The following is a 24,170-nucleotide window of genomic DNA, read 5'->3' on the forward strand; positions in this document are numbered from 1 at the left end:
GGTGGGGCGCACGCTGCTTTTCTCACGCAACGGCAAGCAGACCCAGGGCGGCTTCGATCTGTATCTGGCGCCCGTGCAGGGCGAGGGATTCGGCACCGCGCAAGCCCTGCCGGCCCCACTCAATACGGCCGCCGACGAACTCGGGGCCGCTTGGCTGGGCAATGACGGCGCACTGGCCTTCACCCGCGCGAGCGAGGGGCATTCGCAGGTCCTGCTGGCGAGTTGCGATCACCGCCAGGCGGCGGTGCCGCTGACGCTCTCGTTCAACACCGCCGAGGGCCAGACCGGCGCGCCGGTGGTGGACGCGTCAAAGCCTTCGGAGATGGTCCTGGCTGGCATGGCACGCGCACCGCGTGCCGGCGGGCTGGATCTGTACCGGATCAAGGCGCCGTCAGCGCCGCGAGGTACCGGCTGCGGTTGACGCTGCGGTCGCCGAAAGGCCGCCACGCGTGGCGTGGCGCTACCCGTGATCGTGCTGGCCGAGCGCTAGTGCGCCTGCAGCAGCGCCGCGCGTTGCTGCTCGTACTGCGCTTCGCTGATCTCGCCGTGATCCTTGCGCTGGTTCAATGCCGCCAGCTGCGCCTGCAAGGCGGGCGACAGCTGCGCCTCACGGGCGATGCGCGCGGCGGCGGAGGGTTGCTCCGGCGCCTGCCGCGCGGCGCGGCGCACGCCACGGATCACCAGCCCGATGACCACGGCAAAGGCCAGCACACCGGCCGTCCAGGTCACCCACTGTAGCCATCCCATCGTCTGCATCATCGTCGTCCTGTATCGGGGTGGGCGCGTATTGTCAGCGTTCGCGCAGCCAACGCGCCACCTGTGGGGCGAAATAGGTCAACACGCCATCGGCGCCGGCGCGCTTGAAGCCGATCAGCGACTCCATCACGCAGGCCCGCTCGTCCAGCCAGCCATTGGCGAAGGCCGCCTTCATCATCGCGTACTCGCCACTGACCTGATAGGCGAAGGTCGGCACGCCGAACTGCTGCTTCACCCGGCGCACCAGGTCCAGGTAGGGCATGCCCGGCTTGACCATCACCATGTCCGCGCCTTCCTCCAGATCCAGCGCGATCTCGCGCATGGCCTCGTCGCCGTTGGCCGGGTCCATCTGGTAGGTCTTCTTGTCCGCCTTGCCGAGGCCGGTGGAGCTGCCGACCGCGTCGCGGAACGGACCGTAGAACGCCGAGGCGTACTTGGCCGAGTAGGCCATGATCCGCACGTTGACGTGGCCGGCGGCATCCAGCGCACGGCGGATCGCACCGATGCGGCCATCCATCATGTCCGACGGCGAAATGATGTCCACGCCGGCGTCGGCATGCGACAGCGACTGCTTGACCAGCGCCTCCACCGTGATGTCGTTGAGCACGTAGCCCTTGTCATCGATGATGCCGTCCTGGCCATGCGTGGTGTACGGATCCAGCGCGACATCGGTCATCACCCCCAGCTCGGGGAAGCGCGACTTCAACGCGCGGATGGCGCGCTGTGCCAGACCGTTCTCATCCCACGCCGCCGCGGCATCGAGCGACTTGCCGGCCGGATCGATCACCGGGAACAGGTCGATCACCGGAATGCCCAGTTCCAGCGCCTCTTCCGCCACCTTGAGCAGCTCGTCGATGGACAGCCGCTCCACGCCCGGCATCGAGGCCACCGGCGTGCGGCCGGCCAGCTCGTGCACGAACACGGGATAGATCAGGTCGTCGGTGGTCAGCGTGTTCTCGCGCATGAGACGACGCGAGAACTCGTCGTGACGCATGCGGCGGGGGCGATAATCGGGATGGGCCATGAGGTGCTCCGGAACGGAAGGCAGGAATTACTGCAGCAGGTACTGCCGCGGTTGCAGGGGCTCGGGCAGCGGCTGGACGCCGAGGCTGTCGAGCAGATCGATTTCGATGGTGCGCACCATCGCATCCAGCGGCAGATCATTGGATTCCAGTCCGAACGGCTCTTCCATCTCCTCGCCGAGCTGGTCCAGGCCGAAGAACGCGTACGCCAGCACGGCCGAGACCACGGGTGTGGCCCAACCCAGCGAACTGGCCAGGCCGAACGGCAGCAGCACGCAGAACAGCCACGCGCAGCGGTGCAGCAGCAGCGTGTAGGCGAACGGCAGCGGCGTGGTCAGGATGCGCTCGCAACCGGCCTGGATGCTGGACAGCGCATGCAAGCGTGTTTCGAACTGCGTGTACAGGTACGAATCAAGCTGACCGGCGCGCAGCGCCTGGGCGAGATCGGCAGCGATCATCGCCAGCAGTTGATCCGGTGCATTGAGGCGCTGGCCGAACCGTGCGCGGTCGGCTTCGGGCACCCACGGCAGTGCCGCCAGTGCCATGTCGCGGCCACGCAGGCGGGCGGCCAACGCATGCGCAAAGCCGATGCACAGCCGGCACACGCGGTCGCGCAGCGCGGGATCGTCAACCAGCAGCGCCTGGCACAGGCGGGCCAGGCTGCGCGACTCATAGATCAGCTGGCCCCACAGTTTGCGGCCTTCCCACCAGCGCTCGAAGCAGGCGTTGTTGCGGAAGCTGAGGAAGATCGACAGCACCAGGCCCAGCAGCGTGAACGGTGCCACCGACACGCGCTCGATGCCCGGCGGGTGCCACAGCTCGGCCAGCGCGGCGACCGCGACGGACAGCAGCAGGATCGCCACCACCTTCGGCGCCACCGCCGGAACGATGGAGCCGCGCAGGATGTAGAGCAGTTGCCAGCCGTGGGGACGAGGACGAATGATCATCGGTGCAGGGAGAGCGCCCGGACGGGCGAGGACCGCCGGCGGAGCCGGATGCGGCAGCCGGTCATTCTACGCCGATGGTGCCGGGCGGCCGTGAGCTGCGACGGTCGGTCGCACCCGCACGGCTCAGATGATGCCGCCACCCAGCCCGAGCCGGACGATCCCTACCACCACCACGATGCCGTTGAGCACCAGCCCGGTCCAGGCGCGGCCGCGCTTGCTGGCGTGGGTGAACAGGATGCCGATGGCGGCGATCACCGCACCCACCGCGGCAAACGGGATCAGGAACCAGTTGCCCCAGCCCAGCAGCGGGATCAGGGCCACAATCATCCAGAGCAGCGCGACGATGCCCCACAACAGACTGATCAATCCCATATCCGGCTCCTTGAGGTGAATGCGTGGCCCACCATAGCGGTTCCCGGCGCAGGCGCAAGCGGCAGCGAGACGCCGTTGGCGGGGGCCTCACCGCCGCAGTGCTAGGGTGCGCTGGCAGGGGTTGGGACCGATTCAGTCGCCAGCACCGATCATCCCAGCCATCACACACAGGGGTAACGCCATGAACATCCGATGCGCTGCATTGCTGGGCCTGGCGCTGCTCAGCGCCGGCTGCGCCAGCACCTCCAAGGTCATGCTCGGCCAGGCGCGTGCGCCGGTCGATCCGGCCACGGTGCAGATCTACTCCACCCCGCCAGCCGGGTCGCAGGAAATCGCCCAGCTCGAGTCGGCCAGCGCGGTCGGGTTTGGCACGCAGGGCCAGACCGATGCCGCCGTCATGCGGCTCAAGCGTGAGGCGGCCGCCCTCGGTGCCAACGGCGTGATCCTGATGGGGGTGGGCTCCAGCGGCTCGCCGGTGGGCATGTCCGTCGGCGCGGGCAGTTACGGCTCGCACGTGGGCGGTGGCGTGGGCATCGGCATTCCGACCACGCAGAAGCGCGCGGCCGGTGTGGCCATCTGGGTACCGAATCCGCCGCCGGCGCCGCGCCTGCCGACGCAGACGATCACGCCTACGCGGTAACGAGAACCGCGGTAACGCAGACCGGGGTAGGCCACGATCATTGGTCGTGGCTGCTGGAACAGTGCACCGATCAACGGTCGGTGCCTACCTACCGGAAACGCGTCAGCGCTTGCCCGCGTTTTTGTACTTCGGCACGAACACGTCGTTCACCGCCTTGGCCAGCTGGTCCGGCGGCAGCAGGCCCTGGTCGAGCAGGAAGTTGTTGAACGCCAGCCGGTCGAAGCGATCACCCAGCGCCAGCTCGGTCTGCATGCGCAGTTCCAGAATGCGGGTGTAGCCGTAGAAGTAGCTGCCGGCCTGGCCGGGCATGCGCACCATGTAGCGATCCAGTTCCTGGGCCGCCATCGCCTTGGACAGGCCGACCTCGTCGATCAGGACGCGCTCGGCATTGGTACGGTCGATCTGGCCGAGGTTGAGCATCGGGTCCAGCATCGCGCGCGCGGCCCGCAGCAGGCGGAACTGCAGCGCGATCAGCTGCCCGTCCAGCGGCTCGTACGGCACCATCTCCGCTTCGGCATACAGCGCCCAGCCTTCCACGTTGACCGAGTTGAACGCGAACATCGTGCGCGCCAGCGAGATGCCGCGCTCGACCATCGCGGTGAACTGCAGTTCGTGACCCGGGCGCCCTTCATGCGCGCTCAGCGTCCACGCGGCCGAGCCGAAGTTGAAATCATCGTACTGCGCGGCCTTGTCGCCGGCGGCCGGGTTGCCCAGCGGCAGCACGAAGGTGCCTTGCTGCCCGGTATTGCCGACCAGTGGCGCCGGCAGGAAATGCGGGGCCGGCGAGGCAGCGCTTTCCGCCGCCGAGCCCAGGCGCATCTGCATCGGGCGCTGCGGCACATCGACGATCTTTTCCGTGCGGATGATCGGGTCGATCGCATCGATCACGCCGCGGTAGTGGTGCTCGAGCTGATCGTCGGGAATCTTGTCGCCCTTGAGCGCACGTACTACGGCCACCGGATCGGTGCTGTCGGTGACCTTCAGGCCCTTGGCCTGCACCACCAGCGGTGCCAGCTGGCGCATCGCCGAGCGGGTTTCCATGAATTCCAGCTGGGCCCGCTGCATCAACAGCGCCGGGGCGATGTCGATGCCCACGCGTTTGAGCTGGTAGGCATACAGCGGCTCGGGCAGGCGCGCATCGGTGCGGGCTTTGGGCAACACCTCGCGGCGGGTCCAGTCGCGGTACTCGCGCAGCTGGCTGGCGATGGTCTGCAGCGCCTGCTCGGCACCGGCGACCTTGTACTTGCCGAACAACTGCTCGATGCCGCTGATGTAGGTATCCACATTGGCCAGCGACTGCTCGACTTCGATCTTCGTCGGCTGCAGCAGGCTCTTGTCGCCCAGGCGCTCTTCGTAGCGCTGACGCGACAGCGTGGTCACCGGCTGCGTGCCCGGGGCGAGCCCGGCGTAGGCCTTCAGGCGATCCAGCGCCTTGGCCCGGCGCTCGGCCGGCACCTGGTCGGACAGCAGCAGGTTGAGGCCGCTGAACACCGTCTGCGGGGTGTCGCTCCACGGCAGCAGGTACTTCTCGTTGAGTTCGCTGCCTTCGATGTTCTGGTCGGCGGCGGCGATCATGATCGCCAGGTCCTGGCGGACGTTGGGATCGCGCTCGGTGGCGAGCTTGGCCTGCAGTTCACTGCGCGCCTTGGCCATCGCGGCGCGGTAGCGCGCGCCGTTGTCGGGGCCGAAATCGGCCACCTTGTCGTCATAGCCGGGTACGCCGAAGAAGCCGGTCTCTTCCGGCTGGAACGGGCCCTGCGCATCGAGCAGGATCTGCGCCAATTGGTTGCTGCGGGTGACCCAGGCCGGCGAGGCGGCAGGCTTGGCGGCGGCCGGGGCGGCCAGGGCCGGCGGGGCCGACAGCGCGGCGGGAACGGACAGGGCCAACGCAACAGCGAGGACAAGCGGCTTCATGCAGGAACTCCAGGGCAGGATGCCTGCGACCCTACGCACTTGGCGGGTCGGGGGCAATTGGCCGGAGGTCATGGCTTGATCGTTAAGCTCCCGGCCCGGGGCAGTCCGCTCACGGGTCTGGATAGAATGCCGCTACTGTGGTCCGTGTCTCATTAAGCACACGGACGTTGTCATGCAAGCGCGACGTTCCGGCCGGCACTCCGTTGTGGCTCACACGGGGAGATGACCAGCGGTTGACCCGCGCGCATGCGCGATCACTGCAATCGTAGGCCATCACTGTCCTCCATCGGTCAGATGTACTCGGTGGTGATTGGTAGCCATGTCCGTATTCGAATTTTGGAGGACGGATGGAGGCGTGTGCAGGATCATGGTCCGCGCCCAAGAGGTGACCGATTTCATGGGCGAGGCTATTGATCTCATTGGCAAGGCAGCGACGTTCAACTACCGCAAATGCCGTCTCTTTCGTTGCTAGTAGCCGTTGTGCTTGACCGCAGATGGATCCCGGGTCTTTCGTGTCGATGATCATCAGCATCAAGTCCGCTTTTTCCAGATGCCGCATCCTGTGCACCAGCCAGAGCGGGCCGTTGGTGCCAAGAACGAGGTCATCCAGCGTCTGTACCACGCTGGATTCAGCGTAGCCAGGCAGGGCGTTTCCAGCCCGTTGGAGTTCAATCAGGATCCCGCTGGCGAGGAAACCAGCGTTTGCGTGTGCAACGGCTCTCTCCATCATTCTGAAAACCTGCTCCCTGCCGTCGGCAAGCGCACCATTTCCGTACCCAAAAGCCACGCGAATCGTCGATGCCGCAATGGATGGGGAAACCTTATCTAGGATGAGCGGGTCCGCCGGATAGGGATCACGCACTGAAGGTGCTTCATTGGGGACACGGCGCAGGTCGATGCGCACCAGTAGATCCCCGAACAGCTGATACAGCACGTGGCCGCGTGAAAAGCTGGATATGAGGTCGCCGTTGCCCAGTTCGGAGATGTCGACAGTGCTCGGCATACCCCCAGGCCCCCGCGCGCCGATGATCGTTCCTGCCCACACTTGCCGCGATGTGGGCGAGCGTTGGGCATCGTGTGTGCTGCCATCCGCAACGTAGAGCGGAACATTATCCGGTTCCTTGGCGACCAGAGGCGAGCGTTCGATGATGAGCACGTCGTCGAAGAGATCGACCTGGATCCGATCGGACGCCAGTGCCGTGCGATCCACCGTGACCCGTCGTGCCCAGTCATACATGCCGCCGGTATAGCGCTTACGCGCCTCCGCCCCGGGATCCCAGCCATCAGTGGGCACCTCGATGAACGGTACTGCCGCCCAGGTTGTCGAAGCCAGAAGCACACCACACAACATAGCCATCAAGCCACTCAGGATTCGCTTCACCGCTCACCTCGCCTGCAGCATTGCCCGAACGGGCCGGTGCATCGAGACTAGAGACAGCGGATTCGCAAAACCCCGTGTGGCATCACGGTATCAACGAAATCAGCCGTCATTGCGAATCCAGAAGGCAGCAACGTCCACTCGGCGTCTCAGAGACTGAGCGACGGCGGGCAGTCCCCCTTCGCCCGGCACTCTTCCAGCGCGCAACTTTCCGCGGCTTCGATATCATCCAGCGCCGCCAGATCAATCGCCTCCTTGCCGTCGGTCACCACGTACAGCATCGGGTAGTCCCAGTGATCGCCCGAGCGCTTGGCATTGAGGAACATGCGGCCATTGCCCTGTGGGCCGGAGACCGCGATCACGAACTGGCTCTGGCCATTGGAATGCATCGAGCCGGCCGGCAGGTAGCCATCGCGCAGGGGCTCACCCAGCGCTTCGACCAGCTCGACGTTGCAGCGCGCGCGGCGCATGGCCTCCTGGTAGGGCGTGCTGGATTTGCTCCAGTACGCCCACTGGGACAGCGCGAACCACACCGCGCCCGCTGCCGCCGCAATGCCGACCACCACCGCCAGTGGCATGGCCCAGCGCCAGTGGCGTCGCCACCAGCCGGTGCGCACGGGGGTACCAGGAAGTGCGGGCGGCAATGTCATCGGCAAACTCCTTGTCAGGCCGGTGGCAGGAACGGGGGATCAGGGCGCCAGGCAGCGCCCCAGGAAGTCCTCGGCCAAGCGGTAGCGGTGCAGCGCATTGCTGCCCGACAGACCGTGCTTGGCACCGGGATAGGTCATCAGTTCAAACGGCTGGCCGCGCTTCTGCAACGCGCTCATCAACACGGTGGAGTTGGTGAACAGCACGTTGTCATCGGCCATGCCGTGGATCAGCAGCAGCCGCGAGCGCAGGCCGTCGATATGCGCCAGCACGCGCGCTTCTTCATAGCCCTTCGGGTTGTTGCCCGGCAGGTTCATGTAGCGCTCGGTGTAGTGGGTGTCGTACAGGCCCCAATCGGTCACCGGTGCACCGGCCACGCCGCAGGCGTAGCTGTCGGAGGCCTTGGCCAGCAGCATCAGGGTCATGTAACCGCCGTTGGACCAACCCTGCACGCCGATGCGCGCCGGATCGACCCAAGCCTGCTGCTTCAGCCAGGCCACGCCGCGCAGCTGGTCAGCCACTTCCACCGTGCCCTGCACGCCGTACAGCGCACCGCCGAAATCACGGCCGCGACGCGGCGTGCCGCGGTTGTCCAGCGAAAACACCACGTAGCCCTGCTGGGCCAGGTACTGGTTGAACAGGTGATCGCCACGGCCGGGCCAGCTGTTGGTGACCGTCTGCGAGGCCGGGCCACCGTAGACGTAGACCACCACCGGGTAGCGCTTGGCCGGATCGAAACCGGTCGGCTTGATCAGGCTGTAGTGCAGTTCGGTCTTGCCGTCGGCGGCGGTCAGGGTGCCGAACTCGACCGGGCGCTGCGCATCGAGATAGCGCGCATACGGATGCGCCGGGTCTTCAAGATTGTTCTCGACCAGGGTGGCGATCTTCTCGCCGTTGGCACGATGCAGCGCGATCTGCGGCGGCGTGGTGGTGTTGGACCAGCTGTCCACGTAGACGCTGGCGTTGCGCGCGAAGCTGGCGGTGTGCATGCCCGGGGCCTGCGACAGACGCTGCGGCGCGCCGCCCTGCAATGACACGGCGTACAGCTGGCTTTCGCGCGAACTGTCCATGCCGGCGCGGAAGTAGACCTTGCCAGCGTCTTCGTCCACGGCCAGCAGCTCGTCCACCGGCCAGTGGCCGGCGGTGAGCGCGGTGACGGTCTTGCCGTCATCGGAGATGCGGTACAGGTGCTCGAAACCACTGCGCTCGGACGACCACACAAAACCACCCTGCTTGAGGAAGCGCAGGCTGTTGTGCAGTGGCACCCAGGTCGGCGAGGTTTCGGTCACCAGCGTGCGCTGCTGGCCGCTGGCCAGTTCGGTCTGGATCAGTTCGAGCGTCTTCTGGTCGCGCGACTGGCGCTGGAACGTCAGGTGCTTCGGGTCGCGCCAATCGACGCGGGCCAGGTAGATATCGGGGTTGCGGCCGAGGTCGATCCAGCGCGGCGTGGCGTTCCGGCGCGGCGCGATCACCGCCAGTTTGACGGTGACGTTGTGGTCGCCGGCGGCCGGGTAGCGCTGCTCGATCATCTCGGTGCGGTCGGCATACATCTCGTAGCGCTTCTGCACCGGCACGGGCGATTCGTCGATGCGGGCGAAGGCGATCGCCGAGTCATCCGGCGCCCACCAGTAGCCGGTGTGACGGTCCATTTCCTCATCGGCGACGAACTCGGCCACGCCGTTGCCGATGGTGTCGCTGCCATCGCCGGTGAGCTGGATCTGCTGGCCGCTCGCCAGATCGATCACCCACAGGTTGCGGGCGCGCACGAAGCTGACGAAGCCGCCCTTGGGCGAGAGCTTGGCATCGGTGGCGAAACCTTCACCGTGGGTGAGCTGGCGCACCGCGGCCTTGCCCTGCTTGCTCAGGTCGTACAGGTACAGCTCGCCGCCGAGCGGGAACAGCAGGGTGCGCGCATCCGGCGACCACTGGTAATCAACGATGCCGGTCATCGCGGCGATGCGCTGGCGCTCGCGGCGGGCCTTCTCGGCGTCGCTCAGGGTTTCCGTGCCGGGCAGCACCACCTTGGAATCCACCAGCAGACGGGTCTGGCCGCTGGCGATGTCGTACGCCCACAGGTCCAGCTGATTGCGGTCCGCATCCTTGCCGCGCAGGAAGCTGACCTGCGAGCCATCCGGGGCCACCTTGGGTTTCATCAGGGTCGGGCCGGACAACGGCAGCGGGCCGGTGATGGCATCCAGGGTCAGTTTTTCAGCGTGGGCGATCGAGGTCGAGGCGAGCATCAGGGCGAGTGAAGCAAACAGGTGGCGCATGGAGGGTTCCGGGAGCGTCTGGGCAGTTCCCGGCCGCTGGTGCGGTACCGGGGAACGCTTCATCCTAACCAAAACCGTTCCGGTCGTGCCGGGGATGGCGGGCATCCTGCCGCGCCAAGCGTGCCGAAAAGCCGGCCAGCGGCCGGCATGACCGGGCAGGCGCCCACCGCTTCAGCGCTGCCCGAACAGGTGCTTGCGCTCTTCCTCGCTGAGCGGCTTGCCGGCCTGCGGGTTCACCTTCTCGCGCAGGGCATATGCGCGCTGGGTGGCCGGACGGGCGGCGATCGCGTCATGCCAGCGCTTGAGGTTCGGGAAGGCGTCAACGTCCACGGGGAGCTTGTCGTAGGCGCCGATCCAGGGGTAGCTGGCCATGTCGGCGATGCTGTAGTCATCGCCGCCGAGGTAGGCGGTCTGCGCCAGGCGCTTGTCCATCACCCCGTGCAGCCGGCGCACCTCGTTGTTGTAGCGCTCGATCGCATAGGGAATCTTTTCGGGCGCGTAGACGTTGAAATGGCCCATCTGCCCGCTCATCGGGCCGAGCCCGGCCATCTGCCAGAACAGCCATTCCAGCACGGCCACCCGGCCGCGGCTGTCGGCGGGCAGGAAGCGGCCGGTCTTCTCGGCCAGGTACAGCAGGATCGCGCCGGACTCGAACACGCTTTGCGGGGCGCCGCCGTCGGTGGGCTGGTGGTCGACCAGGGCCGGCATCTTGTTGTTGGGTGAGATCGCCAGGAAGGCGGGCGTGAACTGGTCCCCGGCGCCGATGTTCACCGGCTGGATCCGGTACGGCAGCCCGGTTTCCTCCAGCATCAGCGTGACTTTGTGGCCATTGGGGGTAGGCCAGTAGTACAGATCGATCATGGCGAGGGCTCGCGAAGAGAGAATCCCGAGTCTAGTCCGTCACTCGGCTTGGCAGGGTCAAGCCGGACCGTTACGCTGCGCCGTCCCCGCAACGCAGCATTCCAGCATGAGCTCGACCTCGAAATCCCCGAACGCCCTGTCCACCCTCATCTTCGCCTCGCGCTGGCTGCAGGTGCCCCTGTATCTCGGCCTGATCCTGGCCCAGGGCGTCTACGTGTTCCTGTTCGGCAAGGAACTGTGGCACCTGCTGCACCAGGCCAACCAGATGGGCGAGCAGGAAATCATGCTGCTGGTGCTGGGCCTGATCGACGTGGTGATGATCTCCAACCTGCTGGTGATGGTGATCGTCGGGGGTTATGAAACCTTCGTCTCGCGTCTGCGCCTGGAAGGTCATCCGGACCAGCCGGAGTGGCTGAGCCACGTCAACGCCAGCGTGTTGAAGGTGAAGCTGGCGCTGTCGATCATCGGCATCTCCTCGATCCACCTGCTCAAGACCTTCATTGGTGCCGGCAACCTGGGCGCCCTGCCCGCCTGCAACAGCGAGGCGTACCTCAAGGCCGTCGCCGCCGTGGGCGATTTCATCAAGTGCTCCACGATGACCTCCGACGGTGTGATGTGGCAGACCATCATCCATGGCGCCTTCATCCTCTCGGCGATCGGCATCGCCTACACCGACAAGCTGATGAGCGGCACGCCCAGCAAGGCACTGTCGCACTGAGGCTTGCCCGGCAGCGGCGGCATCGGTGAGGATGCCCCCTGCCCTGACCGCCTGGCCCCCGGGCCGGGCGGGGTGATGCTAGATTGCACACCTGCGGGTCCGCCGTGGACGTCGGGAAACGTCCATGGCCTTCGGTCGGCCTGACCGCATCAGGCCCTACGTATCGTCGTCTTCAAAGGGGAGTTGGATGTCGCACGTCAAGACTCATGGCCCGGCGCGGCTGTTCGCGCCGATGATCCTGCTGGTGGCCCTGTCCGCCTGCTCGGGCAAGGACGAGACCGCACCTGCCACGCCGGCGGCCCCTGTGGCCCCCACTGCTGCCCCGGCCGCACCGGCGGTGTCGGCCAAAGTCCAGTCGTTGGGCACCGAAGAACTGCGCGAGCTGGCCGGCAAGGCGCTGCGCGAGAACCGCATGTACGCCCCGGCCGGCGACAACGCCATCGAGTATTACCTGGCGCTGCGCGACAAGACCCCGGATGACGCCTCGGTCAAGAGCGCGCTGACCGATCTGCTGCCCTACACCCTGATCGCCGCCGAGCAGAACCTGGGCCGTGAAGACTTCGCCGAAACCCAGCGCCTGGTCGCGCTGATCGAAAAAGTCGACCCGACCGCCCCGGCGTTGCCGCGCCTGAAGCAGGGCATCAGCGGCAGCATGCAGACCGCGCTCAAGCGCACCCAGGAAGAGACCGACAAGGTCAAGAAGGACGCCGAGACCCGCGCCAAGCAGCTGGTTGAACAACAGCGCCTGGCGCAGCAGCAGACCACCGAAGCCGAGGCCGCGCGACAGATCGCCGCGCAGCAGGAGGCCGCGCGCCGTGATACGCAGGATGCCGAGCGCCAGGCCACCGCCCGTCGCGAGGCCGAACAGCGCCAGCAGCAGGCGGCTGCCCAGCAGGCCGCGGCCACCCGCCAGGCCGCCGTCGCGCCGAGCCTGCGCCCGGTCAGCACGCCCGCCCCGCGCTACCCGGCCGACGCCCTGCGCTCGGGCACCTCCGGCGAAGTCCTGGTCGAGCTGACGGTCGGCACCGACGGCTCGGTGACCGCTGCCCGCGTGCTGCGCGCCACTCCGGCCCGCGTGTTCGATCGCGAAGCACTCAACGCGGTCAAGCGCTGGAAGTTCGAGCCGGTGGGTGCACCGGTCACAACGCGCCGTACGCTTGCCTTCGCGCCGGAAGGCGGTTGATCGCGGCGTCACGTTGGATGAGGAAAGGCCCGGATCGATCCGGGCCTTTTCTTTAACGGGGACGGGGGTAGTTAATAACAGGGACGGAGGTAGTTAAGCGCGCTTCTCCTACGGCTGCGTGCACCACAGGCCTAGCTCTTTTACCTGCGTGGATCTGCAAGGTAACGGTTCGCCATCAACGTTGCCGACCATGCCCCGTTCCGCTCGCTTGGTTCTCCCTGGCATCCCGCTTCACGTCATACAACGTGGGGTCAATCGCGCTGCACTGTTCATCGACGATGAAGACCGGCATCACTACCTGCGCCTGTTGCGCAATGCCTGCCGTAAGCAGGCGGTTGCCATTCACGCGTTCGTGTTGATGGGCAATCACGTCCATCTTCTGATCACACCGTCTACAGCAGAGGGGCTGGCCCCGGCCATGCGGCAGTGTGGGCAGAACTATGTGCAGTACTTCAACAAGCGACATGTGCGCAGCGGGACGCTGCTGGAGGGCCGTTTCAAGTCGTGTCTGGTGGATTCCGATGGTTACCTGTTGATGGTGCATCGCTACATCGAGCTGAATCCGGTACGGGCCGCGATGGTGGCGTTTCCAGAGGAATATCGATGGTCCAGCGTTCGGGTGTACCTCGGCCTTGAGCACAACCCGATGCTGACACCACATCCCTGCTACACCCTCCTGGGCCCGACGCCGCAAGCACGTGCGAATGCCTACAGCGAATGGCTGCGGGCCAGCATTCAACCAGACGAACGAGAGCGGATCGTGACCTACGTCGCGCAGGAGCGCGCGTTTGGCAGCCCGCGCTTCCACGACATGGTTGGGCGGGCATTGCAGAGGTCCGTGGTCTGCAGGCCTGCGGGAAGACCGGTCAAGGAGACGGGCGACTAGCAGACTATCGGTCAGCGTGCCGGAACCACCTGACACCCCCCGAATTAACTACCTCCGTCCCTGTTATTAACTACCTCCGTCCCCGTTAATAAGAAGGGCCCCTTTCGGAGCCCTTCGTCGATCAACCCGAAATCGCCAACCGCTCCTGATGGTAGCGGCGCACGGCGGCGTACCAGAACAGGGCCGCAAGCCCGAAGCCCGCGCCAAGGTAGACCGCCCACATCTGCGGACTGATCGCTTCGTGGCGGATGATCTTGAGCAGCATCTGGTTCTGCGCCAGGAACGGCACCGCGAACTGCCACAGCTCGCTCTTGATCGGGTACACCATCAGCGCATACCCCGGCAGCATCGGCAGCAGCATCAGCCAGGTCATATGGCTCTGGGCCTCCTTCATGCTCTTGGCCGCCGCCGACAGGAAGGTCAGCAGCGAGGTACCGATGAACAGCATCGGCAGCATGATCAGCAGCATCTGCAGCATCGGCAGGAAGCCCATGTTGAGCTGCCGGCCTACCCCGCCCGAGGAAAGCTGCGCGCTGATCTTGAAGGCGGCCAGGGTCAGCAGCAGCGACGCCACACCGACGGCGCAGGCCGCAGCGATCTTCCCGCTGACGATCGCACTGCGCGGTGCCGGGGTGGCGAGCAGCGGCTCCAGCGATTGCCGCTCACGTTCGCCGGCCGTGGTATCCATCACCAGGTAGGCACCGCCCAGGAACGAGGTGATGGTCAGCAGGATCGGCAGCAGCACCGACAGCATCATCCCGCGCTTGGCTTCGGCGGTCGCCAGGTCCTGCGCGGCGACGTCCAGTGGTCGCGCGACCTGTGCATCGATGCCGCGCGCCAGCAGGCGCAGGGCGCCGACCTGCTGGCTATAGCCGCCCAGTGCCGCCTCCAGGCGACTGCTGGGAATATCGGCGGCACGGCGCGTACTGTCCTTGATGATCTCGACCAGCGCCGGGCGGCCGTCGGCCCAGTCCTTGCCGAATTCCGGGCTGATGCGCAGCGCCACATCGATACGCTGGCTGCGGATCGCCTCGGTAAGGTCTTTCGGTGCCTCGGTCGCATTCAGACCCTGCGATGCCAGGAAACGCACCAGATTGGGGGCATGCTCGCCGCCGATCATCGGAATTTCCAGCGGCTGCTCGATCTGCGTCTTCACCCGGCTTTCGGCCAGCTTGCTCATGCCCAGGATCAGTACCGGGTACAGCAGCGGTCCCAGCAGCAGCGTCAGCGCGAGCGTGCGGCGGTCACGGGAGAGGTCGCGCAGTTCCTTGCGCATCACGGTCAACAGCGTGGCGAACGAACTCATGCGTGCAATCCCTCTTCGGTACCGATTGCCTTGACGAAGGCATCTTCCAGGTTGGTTTCCCCGGTCTGTGCGCGCAGCTCATCGGCGCTGCCGGCCGCCATCACCGTGCCCTGCGCGATGATCACCACGTGGTCACACAGCGCGGCCACCTCCTGCATGATGTGGCTGGAGAAGATCACGCATCGCCCCTCGTCGTGCAGCCCCCGCAGGAAGCCACGCAGCGCGCGCGTCGTCATCACGTCCAACCCGTTGGTAGGCTCATCCAGGATCACATTGCGCGGGTCGTGCACCAGCGCGCGTGCGATCGCGGTCTTGGTGCGCTGCCCCTGCGAGAAGCCTTCGGTCTGGCGATCGAGGATGTCGTCCATCTCCAGCGCCGTGGACAGCACCTTGGTGCGCTCACGGATCCGCGCCGCACTCAGGCCGTGCAGCTGCCCGAAGTAGGCGATGTTCTCGCGCGCGGTCAGGCGCTTGTAGACACCACGCGCGTCCGGCAGCACTGCCAGCTGGCGGCGCACTGCGACCGGGTCCACCGCCGCGTCGATACCATCGACCAGCACACGGCCCTGATCGGGCGCCATCAGCGTGTACAGCATGCGCATGGTGGTGGTCTTGCCGGCGCCGTTCGGGCCGAGCAGGCCGGTGATGCGACCGTCTTCGGCCTGGAAGCCCACGTTCTGGACCGCCTGGATCAGGCCGGTCTTGGTCTTGAACGCTTTGTGCAGATTCTCGGCGACGATCATGCGCGCACCTCCCCGGTGCGGTGCGAAGTACGGTTCATGGGGCCCATCCGTTGAACGAGGTGAAGGCGGGCACCGGGCTGAGGGTGTCCAGGCAGGTGGCGTCGAGCGATTTCGCATCGGCGGTGTCGATGAACTGGCCGAGGATGCGCGGCATGCAGCCGGCGTTGATCGTCCCGTGGCCCTGCCCCTTGGCGAGCAGATGACGTCCGTTGGGCAGCTGCTTGACCACCTGCTCGGCGTACCGCGGCGGCGTGACCGGATCGAACTGGCCTGACAGCAGCAGCACCGGCAGCGTCGAGGCGAACGGCGCCGTGAAGTCCTTCGGCCGCGAACCGGCGTTCCAGGCCGGGCACGCCGCGAAGAACATACGTGCCACTTCCGGGCCGAGCACGCGGTCACCCGCCGCACTTTCCTTGTAGCGATCAGCATCTTCAGCGCACAGCACCGACCATTGCATGCCACGGTTCATCTGCACGCCGAGGGTGCGGCTGGCCATTTTGCTCAGCGACATCAGCGGCGCGTAGCGGCCCTGTGCGGCTTCATCCAGCATGACCGGCAGCAGCGAGGACAGCTCGGGCATGTACGAGAACATGAAGGCCAGGGCGGTGACCGAATCGGCGGTCAGCACGCCATGTTCTGCCTGACCGGTGCCCGGGTTGCGGTAATCGACCTCGACCGGCGCCTTGGCCAACGTCGCCATGACGTTGCGCAGCTGGGTGCGGGTATCCACCGGGAAGCGTTTGGCGCAGACCGGATCCTGGCGGCACTGCGCCGACTGCAGGGTGATCGCATCTTCGAAGGTGTTGGCGAAGTCGCCGCCAACCACCAGATCGTTGGGAACCACCCCATCGATCACCACCGTGCGGGTGTGCTGCGGGTAGTGCGCGGCGTACTGCTGTGCCACGCGGGTGCCGTAGGAGCCACCGACCAGGTTGAGCTTGTCCACGCCCAGCGCCTTGCGCACCGTATCCAGATCGCCGATGGCCTCGGTGGTGGTGTAGAAGCGGGTGTCGGCGCGGCCGGTCAGCGACTGCGCGCACTGGCGGGCATAGTCCTCGATCAGCGTGGTGCTGGGTGCCGCGTTCTCGTCCAGCGGCAGTTCCTTGCCCTGCGCATCCAGGCAGGTCAGCGGATTGGACTTGCCGGTGCCGCGCTGATCGATCAGGAAGATGTCGCGCTGCTTGCGCACGTCGCGCAGCGCCATGTTGATCGGCGCGGCGACCTCGGTTGCGGCCTGGCCCGGGCCACCGGCGAGGAAGAAGACGGGGTCGCCTTTGCCCGCGCCATCATTGCCGGCGCCCAGCCAGGCGATGTTCAAGCCGATCTTGCGACCGTCCGGTGCCGCCGGGTTTTCCGGCACCTGCAGCGTGGCGCACTGGGCTTCGACGTTCGCACTGGCCTGCGCGCTGGTCAGGGTGCACGGCTCAAACGCCAGCGTCCCATACAGGCGCTGGGCGGCAGCGCCGGATGCATCGTCTGGTACCGGCGCGCAGCCGGCACACAGGGCGGCGACCAGCGCAACGGCCAGCCTCAGGTGGTCTGTAGACATCTTCCGTACTTCCCCTTGTTGAAGGTCATGCCACCACGACGCGCGGGCGTGGCCGATGTGACTCAACTTACACGGCTGCCCCGGTGCCGGGGAAGGCCGCCACGCACGGATGGCTGGACGCCTGCGGGAGGTGGCACTGTTTCCTGCGCAACCTGTCGTAATCGGCAGCCGCGCGCAGGTGATCGGCGAGCAGCCCGCGCGTCATGTTGCCGTGGAAACGTGACCTCCTCGAAAGGCCACCGATCGCCGTGATCACACTTCAGCACATTGCTGACAATCTGTGCCGCAGCCCCCTTTTCCTGAGGCAGGAAAGGCTTCGATAGTCCGCGCTCCAGCGCTGCCCGCGGCGCGCGCTCTGCTCCGTCGGCCCGCTGGGATGCAGCATTTCTCTCCAACAGGACATCGAACATGAACAAGACGATCCTCGCCATTCCTCTGCTGCTGGCCGCGGTGTTCGCCAGCCCGACTGCCTCCGCCGATGAAGCAGGCGTCAAGCGCGCCACCGTGCAGGAGTATCGTGCGTACTGGGGTATTTCGCCCGCCGCATCCCAGCAATGCGCCGCTCAATCCATCATCCCCGTGGGTCCGGATGGCTGCAGCGTGACGGCCAACTGCCTGTTCAATGGCCAGTGGATCTCCAGTGGCGTGACGGTCAGCGACAAGTGGGAGCTTGGGCGACTCAAGAACTGCTCCGGGCGCCTGGGTACCAACTGCTGATCCGCTCTGCCTGATCCGCTCTGCCCGCTCCGCGATACCCGCGGGGCGGGCTCAGTTCTCGACGATGGGCTGGGCGCTGGCGGTACGGTCCCGCCCCTCGGCCTTGGCGCGATACAGCGCCGCATCGGCTTCGCCGAGCAGCCGTGCCATGTCGCCCTTTTCCTGATCGATGGCCAGTCCGATGCTGGCGGTCACCCGCACCGAAATGCCCTCGATCCGGGCAGGTGACTCCCGCAGCGCCTGGCGCAGCCGATCAGCACACTGGCGCGCCTGTAACTGATCCGCCCCCGGCAGCAGCAGGACGAACTCCTCCCCGCCATAGCGGCCCAGCAGGTGCTCGCGATCGGTCACGCAGGCGCCCAGCACGTCGGCAACGTGGCGCAGCACCGCATCGCCGACCAGATGCCCCCAGCGGTCGTTGATCTGCTTGAAGTGATCCACATCCAGCAACAACAGCGCCAGTGCCCCGCCCGGGCGGCGGTTGCCCTGCAGCAGCGCGGCGCCATCGGCGAGCACCGCACCGCGGTTGAGCAGGCCGGTCAATACGTCGGTGCGCGCCAGCCGCTGCAGATCGACCAGCATCCGTTCCACCAGCAGCAGCACCAGGGCGAAACACCGGGCCAGCTCAAGGATCAGGCCGGCCAGATACGTGGCGAATACCGGCGAACCGGCGCGCATGATGTCCTCGCCCGCATCCGGCGCCACCGGCAGGAACAGGCGGATCAGATACAGCAGGGTCTGCGCGCCGAACACCGCCGCCGCCAACCGGCAACTGGTGCGCTGGGCGGGCGGCGCATGGCGCAGGAGCATCCATGTCATCCCACCGTTGAGCAGCACCGCGAACGCACTGAAGACATCCAGCCGGATGACCAGGCTGGGGTGGACCAGCAGAAAGAACGCGATGGCGCCCAGATAGCTGATCGACAACGTCACCGGCTGCCAGGCTGGCAGGCGATGACCCAGATGGCGGGCGACGCCGTACAGCATCAGCACGCCCGACAGCGCGACCGCGACATTGCTGGCCAGGATGCTGGAGACCTGCGGCAGGAACGGCCGCAGGGCGATCAAGGTGAGGCTGATCGACAACAGCCACAGGCTGGCCGTCCACAGCCGCAGCGCCGGCTGCCGCCGCAGCACCAGCAGCAACAACGAAAAGCCCATGGCGATGCCCAGGCACAGCAAAAAGCCGAGCACGGCAATGGTGGGGAAATCCAGGGGCATCGGGTCAGCCAGGCGGAAGCGGCGCGCGGCGCATCTTACCGCCCGCCGCGCCGTGGCGCTGCCCGGCCCGACACTGGCGGGTGCACACACGCGGCTGCCTGCCGGGCGCAGCGCGCAGACGCCCGCGAATTTTCAGATTCGTTGCATTCCGGTCCGCTCCTCGCGCCCGGAGACTGACCCGGCTGCTTCCGACCCCCGCCTGGAAACCGTGGTCACCCGTCCGAACTGCCGCGGGCCGGAGCACGCCTGCCCTTTTTCATGGAATCCACATGTCCCACCACCCTCGTCATCCCCACATGCTGCTGGCGCTGTCGCTCGCCCTTGGCGGCCTGACCGCCTCCGGCGCCGCCTTGGCGCACGGCACCATGGTCACCCCGCAGAGCCGCGTCTATACCTGCTTCCAGGGCAACCCCGAAAACCCGACCAACCCGGCCTGCGCCGCGGCCAAGGCGGTCGCCGGCCCGCAGGCGTTCTATGACTGGATGGGCATCAACCAGGCCGCTGCCAACGGCAACCACCAGGCCGTGGTGCCCGATGGCAAGCTGTGCAGCGGCAACAACCCGACCTACCGCGGCCTGGACCTGGCCCGCGACGACTGGCAGGCCACCCCGATCCACGGCGATGCCAACGGCCGCTACACCTTCGAGTTCAAGGCGCCGGCCCCGCACGCCACCCGCGAGTGGAAGTTCTACGTCACCCGCGAGGGCTGGCAGCCGGGCACCGCGCTGCGCTGGGGCGACCTGGAAGCGTTCTGCACCCTGGGCAACACGCCGCTGTCGGCCGATGGCACCTACAAGCTGGACTGCCCGCTGCCCAAGCGCACCGGCCCGCACATCATCTACAACACCTGGCAGCGCTCGGATTCGGCCGAAGCCTTCTACACCTGCATGGACGTGAAGTTCGAGGGCGGCGGCAGCGGTACCCCGCCGGTCTGGCTGGATGCCGGCGCGCTGACCGCCCGTGGCGACCTGCCGGTCGGCAGTGAGCTGGAACTGCGTGTGTTCAAGGCCAACGGCAGCGATGCCGAGCGGATCAAGACCACCCTGGCCGCCGGCCAGACCGCCGCGGCGCAATGGCCGTTGCAGCTGGCCCGCCGGGTCAACGCCAGCGCCAGCCAGGCCCGGATCGGTGTGATGCGCAACGGGGTGATCACCCCGGTCGCCTCGGCCACCGACAACCGCGTGTACCTGCTGCGCGGGCTGAGCCATCAGCTCGACGTGCGCCTGCCGGACATCGATCCGCCGCCCGTCGGTGATTACGACCACGTCTACCCGGCCGGCATCGGCAGCTACATCCCGGGCCAGACCGTAGTGAAGGGCACCGACGGCAAGCTCTATGCCTGCCGCCCGTTCCCGGAAGGCGCCTGGTGCAACATCAATGCGGACGCCTATCGCCCGGGCACCGGCTCGGCCTGGCGCGATGCCTGGATTCCGTACTGAGCCATGACGGCAACCGGGATGAGGGCATTGCCTTCATCCCGGGCACGGTCATTTGCTGCTGACGTACTTCTCTCGCCGCACCTGCGGCGTAGGCAGGCCAGCGTCTTTCAGCGCTTCGAAGGTCGCATCGACCATGTCCGGGTTACCGCACAGGTAGGCGATATCGGTGGCCGGGTTCGGGGCGAATTCGGCCAGATGCTGCTGCACGTAGCCGTGGCGCACGTCCGGATGCGGGTTCTCCGGCAGCTCGCGGGACAGGCAGGGCACATAGCGGAAGCCCGGATGGGCGGCCGCGAAGGCATAGAAGTCCTCGCTGTAGAGCAGTTCGGCCGGCGTGCGGGCGCCCTGCAGCAGGACCACCTCCACCCCGCGCTCGGCCATGGCGGTCGCCAGCAGCGGCAGCATGGAGCGGTACGGGGTGACCCCGGTGCCGGTGGCGATCAGCAGATAACGGGCGTTATGGTCGCCCGGCTGCAGGCAGAACCGGCCAAACGGGCCGCTGGCGCTGACGTGGCCGCCGATGTCCAGGCCCTCGAACAGGGCCGTGGCGGCGCCGCCGGGGACGAAACTGACCGCGATATCGACCGCATCGCCCGCGCCGAGGGCGTGGTTGTGAATGGTGGCCAGCGAGTAACTGCGCTTGGTGGCGGTGCCGTCGGCGTACTCGAAATGCACCTGGATGAACTGACCGGGCTGGAAATCCAGCGGCTGGCCGTCATCACGCAGGAACTGGTAATGGCCGATGGTGGGCGCCAGCATGCGCCGGTCGACCAGTTTGAGGGGGAATTGGGCAGGCACGACTTTTCGGGACAGTGTGTAGCCGGGGCAAGCCCTCGGGGTCTTCTATAATAGCCGCTCCCCGCCCCTATCCAGCGCCAGCCCATAGGCGCGAAGGCAAGAGCTTGGCTTCCCAGAACACTCCCGCGCCCACCGCCGCGCCCGCCCTGCGGGTGCGTGACCTCCGCAAAACCTACGACAACGGCACCCAGGCGCTGAAGGGCGTCTCCCTGGACGTGGCCCCGGGCGACTTCTTCGCCCTGCTGGGCCCCAACGGCGCCGGCAAGTCGACCCTGATCGGCATCATCAGCTCGCTGGTGAACCTCAGCGAAGGCCAGGTGGAGGTATTCGGCAGCGACCTGGTGCGCAACCGCAGCGCCACCATGCGCCTGATCGGCCTGGTCCCCCAGGAGATCAACTTCAACCTGTTTGAAAAGCCCTTCGACATCCTGGTCAATTACGCCGGCTTCTATGGCGTGGCGCGTGCCGAGGCCGAGAAGATGGCCGAAGAAGAGCTCAAGCGCGCTCACCTGTGGGAGAAGGCGCAGGTGATGAGCCGCACCCTGTCCGGCGGCATGAAGCGCCGGCTGATGATCGCCCGCGCGATGATGACCCGCCCGCGCCTGCTGATCCTGGACGAGCCGACCGCTGGCGTGGACATCGAGATCCGCCGCGACATGTGGCGCGTGCTCAAGGAGATCAATGCCGCCGGCACCACGATCATCCTGACCACGCACTACCTGGAAGAAGCCGAGCACCTGTGCCGGAACCTGGCCATCATCAACCACGGCCAGATCGTCACCCAGGGCCCGATGCGCGAACTGCTGGCCAAGCTGGACGTGGAGGGCTTCCTGTTCGACATCGACGGCAGCCTGCCGGCCCAGCTGCCGGAGATCGACGGCGCGATCCTGATCGCCACCGACAGCCACACGCTGGATGTGGACATGCCGCGCGCGATGGACCTCAACCGCGTGTTCGACGCCTTGAACTCGGCGGGCATCCGCGTGCGTTCGATGCGGACCAAGAGCAACCGCCTGGAGGAGCTGTTCGTGCGCCTCACCGGCAACCAGGAGAACGTGGCATGAGCAGCACCCCGACCCCGGTCCTGACCGACGGCCAGCGCAACCGCATCGCCCTGATGACCATCGTGCGCCGTGAAGTGGCGCGCATCCTGCGCATCTGGGGCCAGACCCTGGTGCCGCCGGCGATCACCATGACCCTGTACTTCCTGATCTTCGGCGGGCTGATCGGCTCGCGCGTGGGCGAGATGGGCGGCTACAGCTACATGCAGTTCATCGTGCCCGGCCTGGTGATGATGAGCGTGATCCAGAACAGCTACGGCAACATCAGCTCCTCGTTCTTCGGCGCCAAGTTCGGCCGCCACGTGGAAGAGCTGCTGGTCAGCCCGATGCCGAACTGGGTGATCCTGTGGGGCTATGTGTCTGGTGCGGTGCTGCGCGGCCTGATGGTCGGCGTGATCGTGCTGATCATCGCCATGTTCTTCACCCCGGTGCGCATCCCGCACCCGCTGGTGACGCTGACCACGGTGCTGCTGGGCGCGACGATCTTCTCGCTGGCCGGCTTCATCAATGCGGTGTACGCCAAGAAGTTCGATGACGTGGCGATCGTGCCGACCTTCATCCTGACCCCGCTGACCTACCTGGGCGGCGTGTTCTATTCGGTGAAGCTGCTGCCGACCTGGGCCGAAGCGGCCACGCATGCCAACCCGATCTTCTACATGGTCAACGCGTTCCGCTACGGCCTGCTGGGCACCAGCGACGTGCCGCTGTGGGTGGCCTACGCGCTGATGATCGGCTTCGTGGTCGCATTGACCGCGCTGGCACTGTGGCTGCTGAAGCGTGGTGTGGGGATGCGCAGCTGATGCGCATCCTGATCCTCGGCGCCGGCGGGACCGGCGGGTACTTCGGTGGTCGCCTGGCCCAGGCCGGCGTGGACGTGACCTTCCTGGTGCGGCCGGCGCGCGCGGCGCAACTGGCGCGCGAGGGCCTGGTGCTGCGCAGCCCGCTGGGCGATGCGACGTTCCCGGTCAAGCACGTCACCGCCGAGGCGCTGCCTGCGCTGGCGAGCGCTGAGCCCTTCGACCTGGTGATCCTGAGCTGCAAGGCCTACGACCTGGCCAGTTCGATCGAGGCGATCGCCCCGGCGGTCGGGCCGCGCACCACGGTGCTGCCGATCCTCAACGGGCTGCGCCATTACGCCGATCTCGACGCGCGCTTCGGCCGCGACGCGGTGCTGGGCGGGTTGTGCTTCATCAGCGCGACCAAGGCCGCCGATGGCGCCGTGGTACATCTGGCGCCGGCGGCCAAGCTGACCTTTGGCGAGCGCGACGGCACCGGCAGCAGCGCGCGCGTGCTGGCGCTGGCGGCGGCCTGCGTACAGGCGGGCGTGGACCACGTCGCCACCGATGCCATCGGCCAGGAGCAGTGGATCAAGTACACCTTCCTGACCACGCTGGCGGCGGCGACGTGCCTGATGCGCGCCGATGTCGGCACGATCGTGGCCACCGATGACGGTGCGGCGATCGGGCGCGGCCTGTACGACGAATGCGTGGCCGTTGCCGAGGCAGCCGGCGAGCCGATCCCGGCCAAGGCGCGCGAGATCGCACTGGCTGCGACCACGCAGCCTGGCTCGGCGTTGAAGGCGTCGATGCTGCGCGATCTGGAAGCCGGCCAGCAGGTGGAGGCCGAGCATATCGTCGGCGACATGCTGGTGCGTGCACGCACAGCCGGACAGGCGGCGCCGCTGCTGGCGGTTGCCTATGCGCACCTGCAGGCCTACCAGCAGCTGCGCAGCGCCTGAGCA

At 66.8% G+C, this 24,170-nt stretch carries 23 protein-coding genes and 1 pseudogene; 10 read left to right on the forward strand and 14 right to left on the reverse strand.

From position 1 onward, the window contains the following. Positions 1 to 421: pseudogene (locus tag ACE026_RS11075) on the forward strand (TolB-like protein); the annotation flags it as partial. A gap of 65 nt (positions 422 to 486) precedes the next feature. Here ACE026_RS11075 and ACE026_RS11080 read toward each other — a convergent pair. The 4 genes from ACE026_RS11080 to ACE026_RS11095 all read right to left on the reverse strand — a co-directional run bounded on the left by ACE026_RS11080 (position 487) and on the right by ACE026_RS11095 (position 3,097). Then, entirely contained in the window at positions 487 to 759 is a 273-nt protein-coding gene (locus ACE026_RS11080) for an SHOCT domain-containing protein (RefSeq protein ID WP_121040784.1), read from the reverse strand. A gap of 31 nt (positions 760 to 790) precedes the next feature. Next, on the reverse strand, positions 791 to 1,780 hold the full coding sequence (gene hemB, locus ACE026_RS11085; protein ID WP_486039039.1) for a porphobilinogen synthase: 990 nt from the start codon (positions 1,778 to 1,780) through the stop codon (positions 791 to 793). Positions 1,781 to 1,807: 27 nt separating this feature from the next. Beyond that, positions 1,808 to 2,725 (reverse strand): bestrophin family protein, encoded by a 918-nt coding sequence (locus ACE026_RS11090; protein ID WP_486039040.1) that lies wholly within the window; start codon positions 2,723 to 2,725, stop codon positions 1,808 to 1,810. A gap of 123 nt (positions 2,726 to 2,848) precedes the next feature. Beyond that, a complete protein-coding gene (locus ACE026_RS11095; protein WP_019185442.1) occupies positions 2,849 to 3,097 on the reverse strand; it encodes a hypothetical protein in 249 nt (82 codons plus the stop codon). Positions 3,098 to 3,278: 181 nt separating this feature from the next. On the opposite strand from ACE026_RS11095, the gene ACE026_RS11100 reads away from it, so the two are divergent. Beyond that, a complete protein-coding gene (locus tag ACE026_RS11100; protein ID WP_176987869.1) occupies positions 3,279 to 3,737 on the forward strand; it encodes a hypothetical protein in 459 nt (152 codons plus the stop codon). 102 nt (positions 3,738 to 3,839) lie between these two features. Here the strand turns inward: ACE026_RS11100 and ACE026_RS11105 are convergent, their stop codons facing one another. The 5 genes from ACE026_RS11105 to ACE026_RS11125 all read right to left on the reverse strand — a co-directional run bounded on the left by ACE026_RS11105 (position 3,840) and on the right by ACE026_RS11125 (position 10,808). Next, the gene (locus ACE026_RS11105; protein ID WP_486039041.1) at positions 3,840 to 5,651 is read right to left on the reverse strand and encodes a DUF885 domain-containing protein; all 1,812 of its coding nucleotides are present in this window, start codon (positions 5,649 to 5,651) and stop codon (positions 3,840 to 3,842) included. A gap of 109 nt (positions 5,652 to 5,760) precedes the next feature. After that, positions 5,761 to 7,032 (reverse strand): M12 family metallo-peptidase, encoded by a 1,272-nt coding sequence (locus ACE026_RS11110; RefSeq protein WP_486039042.1) that lies wholly within the window; start codon positions 7,030 to 7,032, stop codon positions 5,761 to 5,763. Between the two features lie 146 nt (positions 7,033 to 7,178). Next, on the reverse strand, positions 7,179 to 7,679 hold the full coding sequence (locus ACE026_RS11115) for a cytochrome c oxidase assembly factor Coa1 family protein (protein WP_486039043.1): 501 nt from the start codon (positions 7,677 to 7,679) through the stop codon (positions 7,179 to 7,181). Positions 7,680 to 7,718: 39 nt separating this feature from the next. Further along, complete coding sequence (locus ACE026_RS11120) at positions 7,719 to 9,947, reverse strand: S9 family peptidase (RefSeq protein WP_486039044.1); 2,229 nt, start codon at positions 9,945 to 9,947, stop codon at positions 7,719 to 7,721. 171 nt (positions 9,948 to 10,118) lie between these two features. Further along, the gene (locus ACE026_RS11125; RefSeq protein ID WP_486039045.1) at positions 10,119 to 10,808 is read right to left on the reverse strand and encodes a glutathione S-transferase N-terminal domain-containing protein; all 690 of its coding nucleotides are present in this window, start codon (positions 10,806 to 10,808) and stop codon (positions 10,119 to 10,121) included. A gap of 106 nt (positions 10,809 to 10,914) precedes the next feature. Between ACE026_RS11125 and ACE026_RS11130 the strand changes: the two genes are divergently transcribed. The 3 genes from ACE026_RS11130 to ACE026_RS11140 all read left to right on the forward strand — a co-directional run bounded on the left by ACE026_RS11130 (position 10,915) and on the right by ACE026_RS11140 (position 13,595). Beyond that, positions 10,915 to 11,526: a TIGR00645 family protein gene (locus tag ACE026_RS11130; RefSeq protein WP_486039046.1), complete on the forward strand. Its 612-nt coding sequence runs from the start codon at positions 10,915 to 10,917 to the stop codon at positions 11,524 to 11,526. A gap of 187 nt (positions 11,527 to 11,713) precedes the next feature. Next, entirely contained in the window at positions 11,714 to 12,709 is a 996-nt protein-coding gene (locus tag ACE026_RS11135; RefSeq protein WP_486039047.1) for an energy transducer TonB, read from the forward strand. 190 nt (positions 12,710 to 12,899) lie between these two features. Next, on the forward strand, positions 12,900 to 13,595 hold the full coding sequence (locus ACE026_RS11140; protein ID WP_486039048.1) for a transposase: 696 nt from the start codon (positions 12,900 to 12,902) through the stop codon (positions 13,593 to 13,595). A gap of 121 nt (positions 13,596 to 13,716) precedes the next feature. Here the strand turns inward: ACE026_RS11140 and ACE026_RS11145 are convergent, their stop codons facing one another. Genes ACE026_RS11145 through ACE026_RS11155 form a run of 3 tightly spaced genes read right to left on the reverse strand, consistent with a single transcriptional unit; the run spans position 13,717 to position 17,193 of the window. After that, positions 13,717 to 14,901: an ABC transporter permease gene (locus ACE026_RS11145; RefSeq protein WP_070469953.1), complete on the reverse strand. Its 1,185-nt coding sequence runs from the start codon at positions 14,899 to 14,901 to the stop codon at positions 13,717 to 13,719. After that, a complete protein-coding gene (locus tag ACE026_RS11150; RefSeq protein ID WP_486039049.1) occupies positions 14,898 to 15,644 on the reverse strand; it encodes an ABC transporter ATP-binding protein in 747 nt (248 codons plus the stop codon). Before ACE026_RS11150 ends, ACE026_RS11145 begins: the two co-directional genes overlap by 4 nt. A gap of 34 nt (positions 15,645 to 15,678) precedes the next feature. Next, complete coding sequence (locus ACE026_RS11155) at positions 15,679 to 17,193, reverse strand: alpha/beta hydrolase (protein ID WP_486039050.1); 1,515 nt, start codon at positions 17,191 to 17,193, stop codon at positions 15,679 to 15,681. 408 nt (positions 17,194 to 17,601) lie between these two features. Here ACE026_RS11155 and ACE026_RS11160 point away from each other — a divergent pair, with 408 nt between their 5' ends. After that, positions 17,602 to 17,910, forward strand: a complete 309-nt coding sequence (locus tag ACE026_RS11160; RefSeq protein ID WP_486039051.1) for a hypothetical protein — start codon at positions 17,602 to 17,604, stop codon at positions 17,908 to 17,910. A gap of 51 nt (positions 17,911 to 17,961) precedes the next feature. Here ACE026_RS11160 and ACE026_RS11165 read toward each other — a convergent pair whose 3' ends face one another. Next, positions 17,962 to 19,131, reverse strand: coding sequence for a GGDEF domain-containing protein (locus ACE026_RS11165; protein ID WP_486039052.1), 1,170 nt, complete (start codon positions 19,129 to 19,131; stop codon positions 17,962 to 17,964). A gap of 269 nt (positions 19,132 to 19,400) precedes the next feature. On the opposite strand from ACE026_RS11165, the gene ACE026_RS11170 reads away from it, so the two are divergent. Then, positions 19,401 to 20,570, forward strand: coding sequence for a lytic polysaccharide monooxygenase (locus ACE026_RS11170; RefSeq protein ID WP_486039053.1), 1,170 nt, complete (start codon positions 19,401 to 19,403; stop codon positions 20,568 to 20,570). Positions 20,571 to 20,618: 48 nt separating this feature from the next. Here the strand turns inward: ACE026_RS11170 and ACE026_RS11175 are convergent, their stop codons facing one another. Further along, entirely contained in the window at positions 20,619 to 21,368 is a 750-nt protein-coding gene (locus ACE026_RS11175) for a ferredoxin--NADP reductase (protein WP_486039054.1), read from the reverse strand. A gap of 104 nt (positions 21,369 to 21,472) precedes the next feature. Between ACE026_RS11175 and ACE026_RS11180 the strand changes: the two genes are divergently transcribed. The 3 genes from ACE026_RS11180 to panE are packed head-to-tail and all read left to right on the forward strand — an operon-like array spanning position 21,473 to position 24,167. After that, positions 21,473 to 22,432 (forward strand): ABC transporter ATP-binding protein, encoded by a 960-nt coding sequence (locus tag ACE026_RS11180; RefSeq protein WP_486039055.1) that lies wholly within the window; start codon positions 21,473 to 21,475, stop codon positions 22,430 to 22,432. Then, positions 22,429 to 23,229: an ABC transporter permease gene (locus ACE026_RS11185; RefSeq protein WP_019185458.1), complete on the forward strand. Its 801-nt coding sequence runs from the start codon at positions 22,429 to 22,431 to the stop codon at positions 23,227 to 23,229. The genes ACE026_RS11180 and ACE026_RS11185 overlap by 4 nt, the downstream gene beginning before the upstream one ends. Beyond that, a complete protein-coding gene (gene panE, locus ACE026_RS11190; RefSeq protein WP_486039056.1) occupies positions 23,229 to 24,167 on the forward strand; it encodes a 2-dehydropantoate 2-reductase in 939 nt (312 codons plus the stop codon). The genes ACE026_RS11185 and panE overlap by 1 nt, the downstream gene beginning before the upstream one ends. Positions 24,168 to 24,170: the final 3 nt, after the last annotated feature.

The sequence above is a fragment of the Stenotrophomonas sp. AGC87 genome (assembly GCF_057333975.1).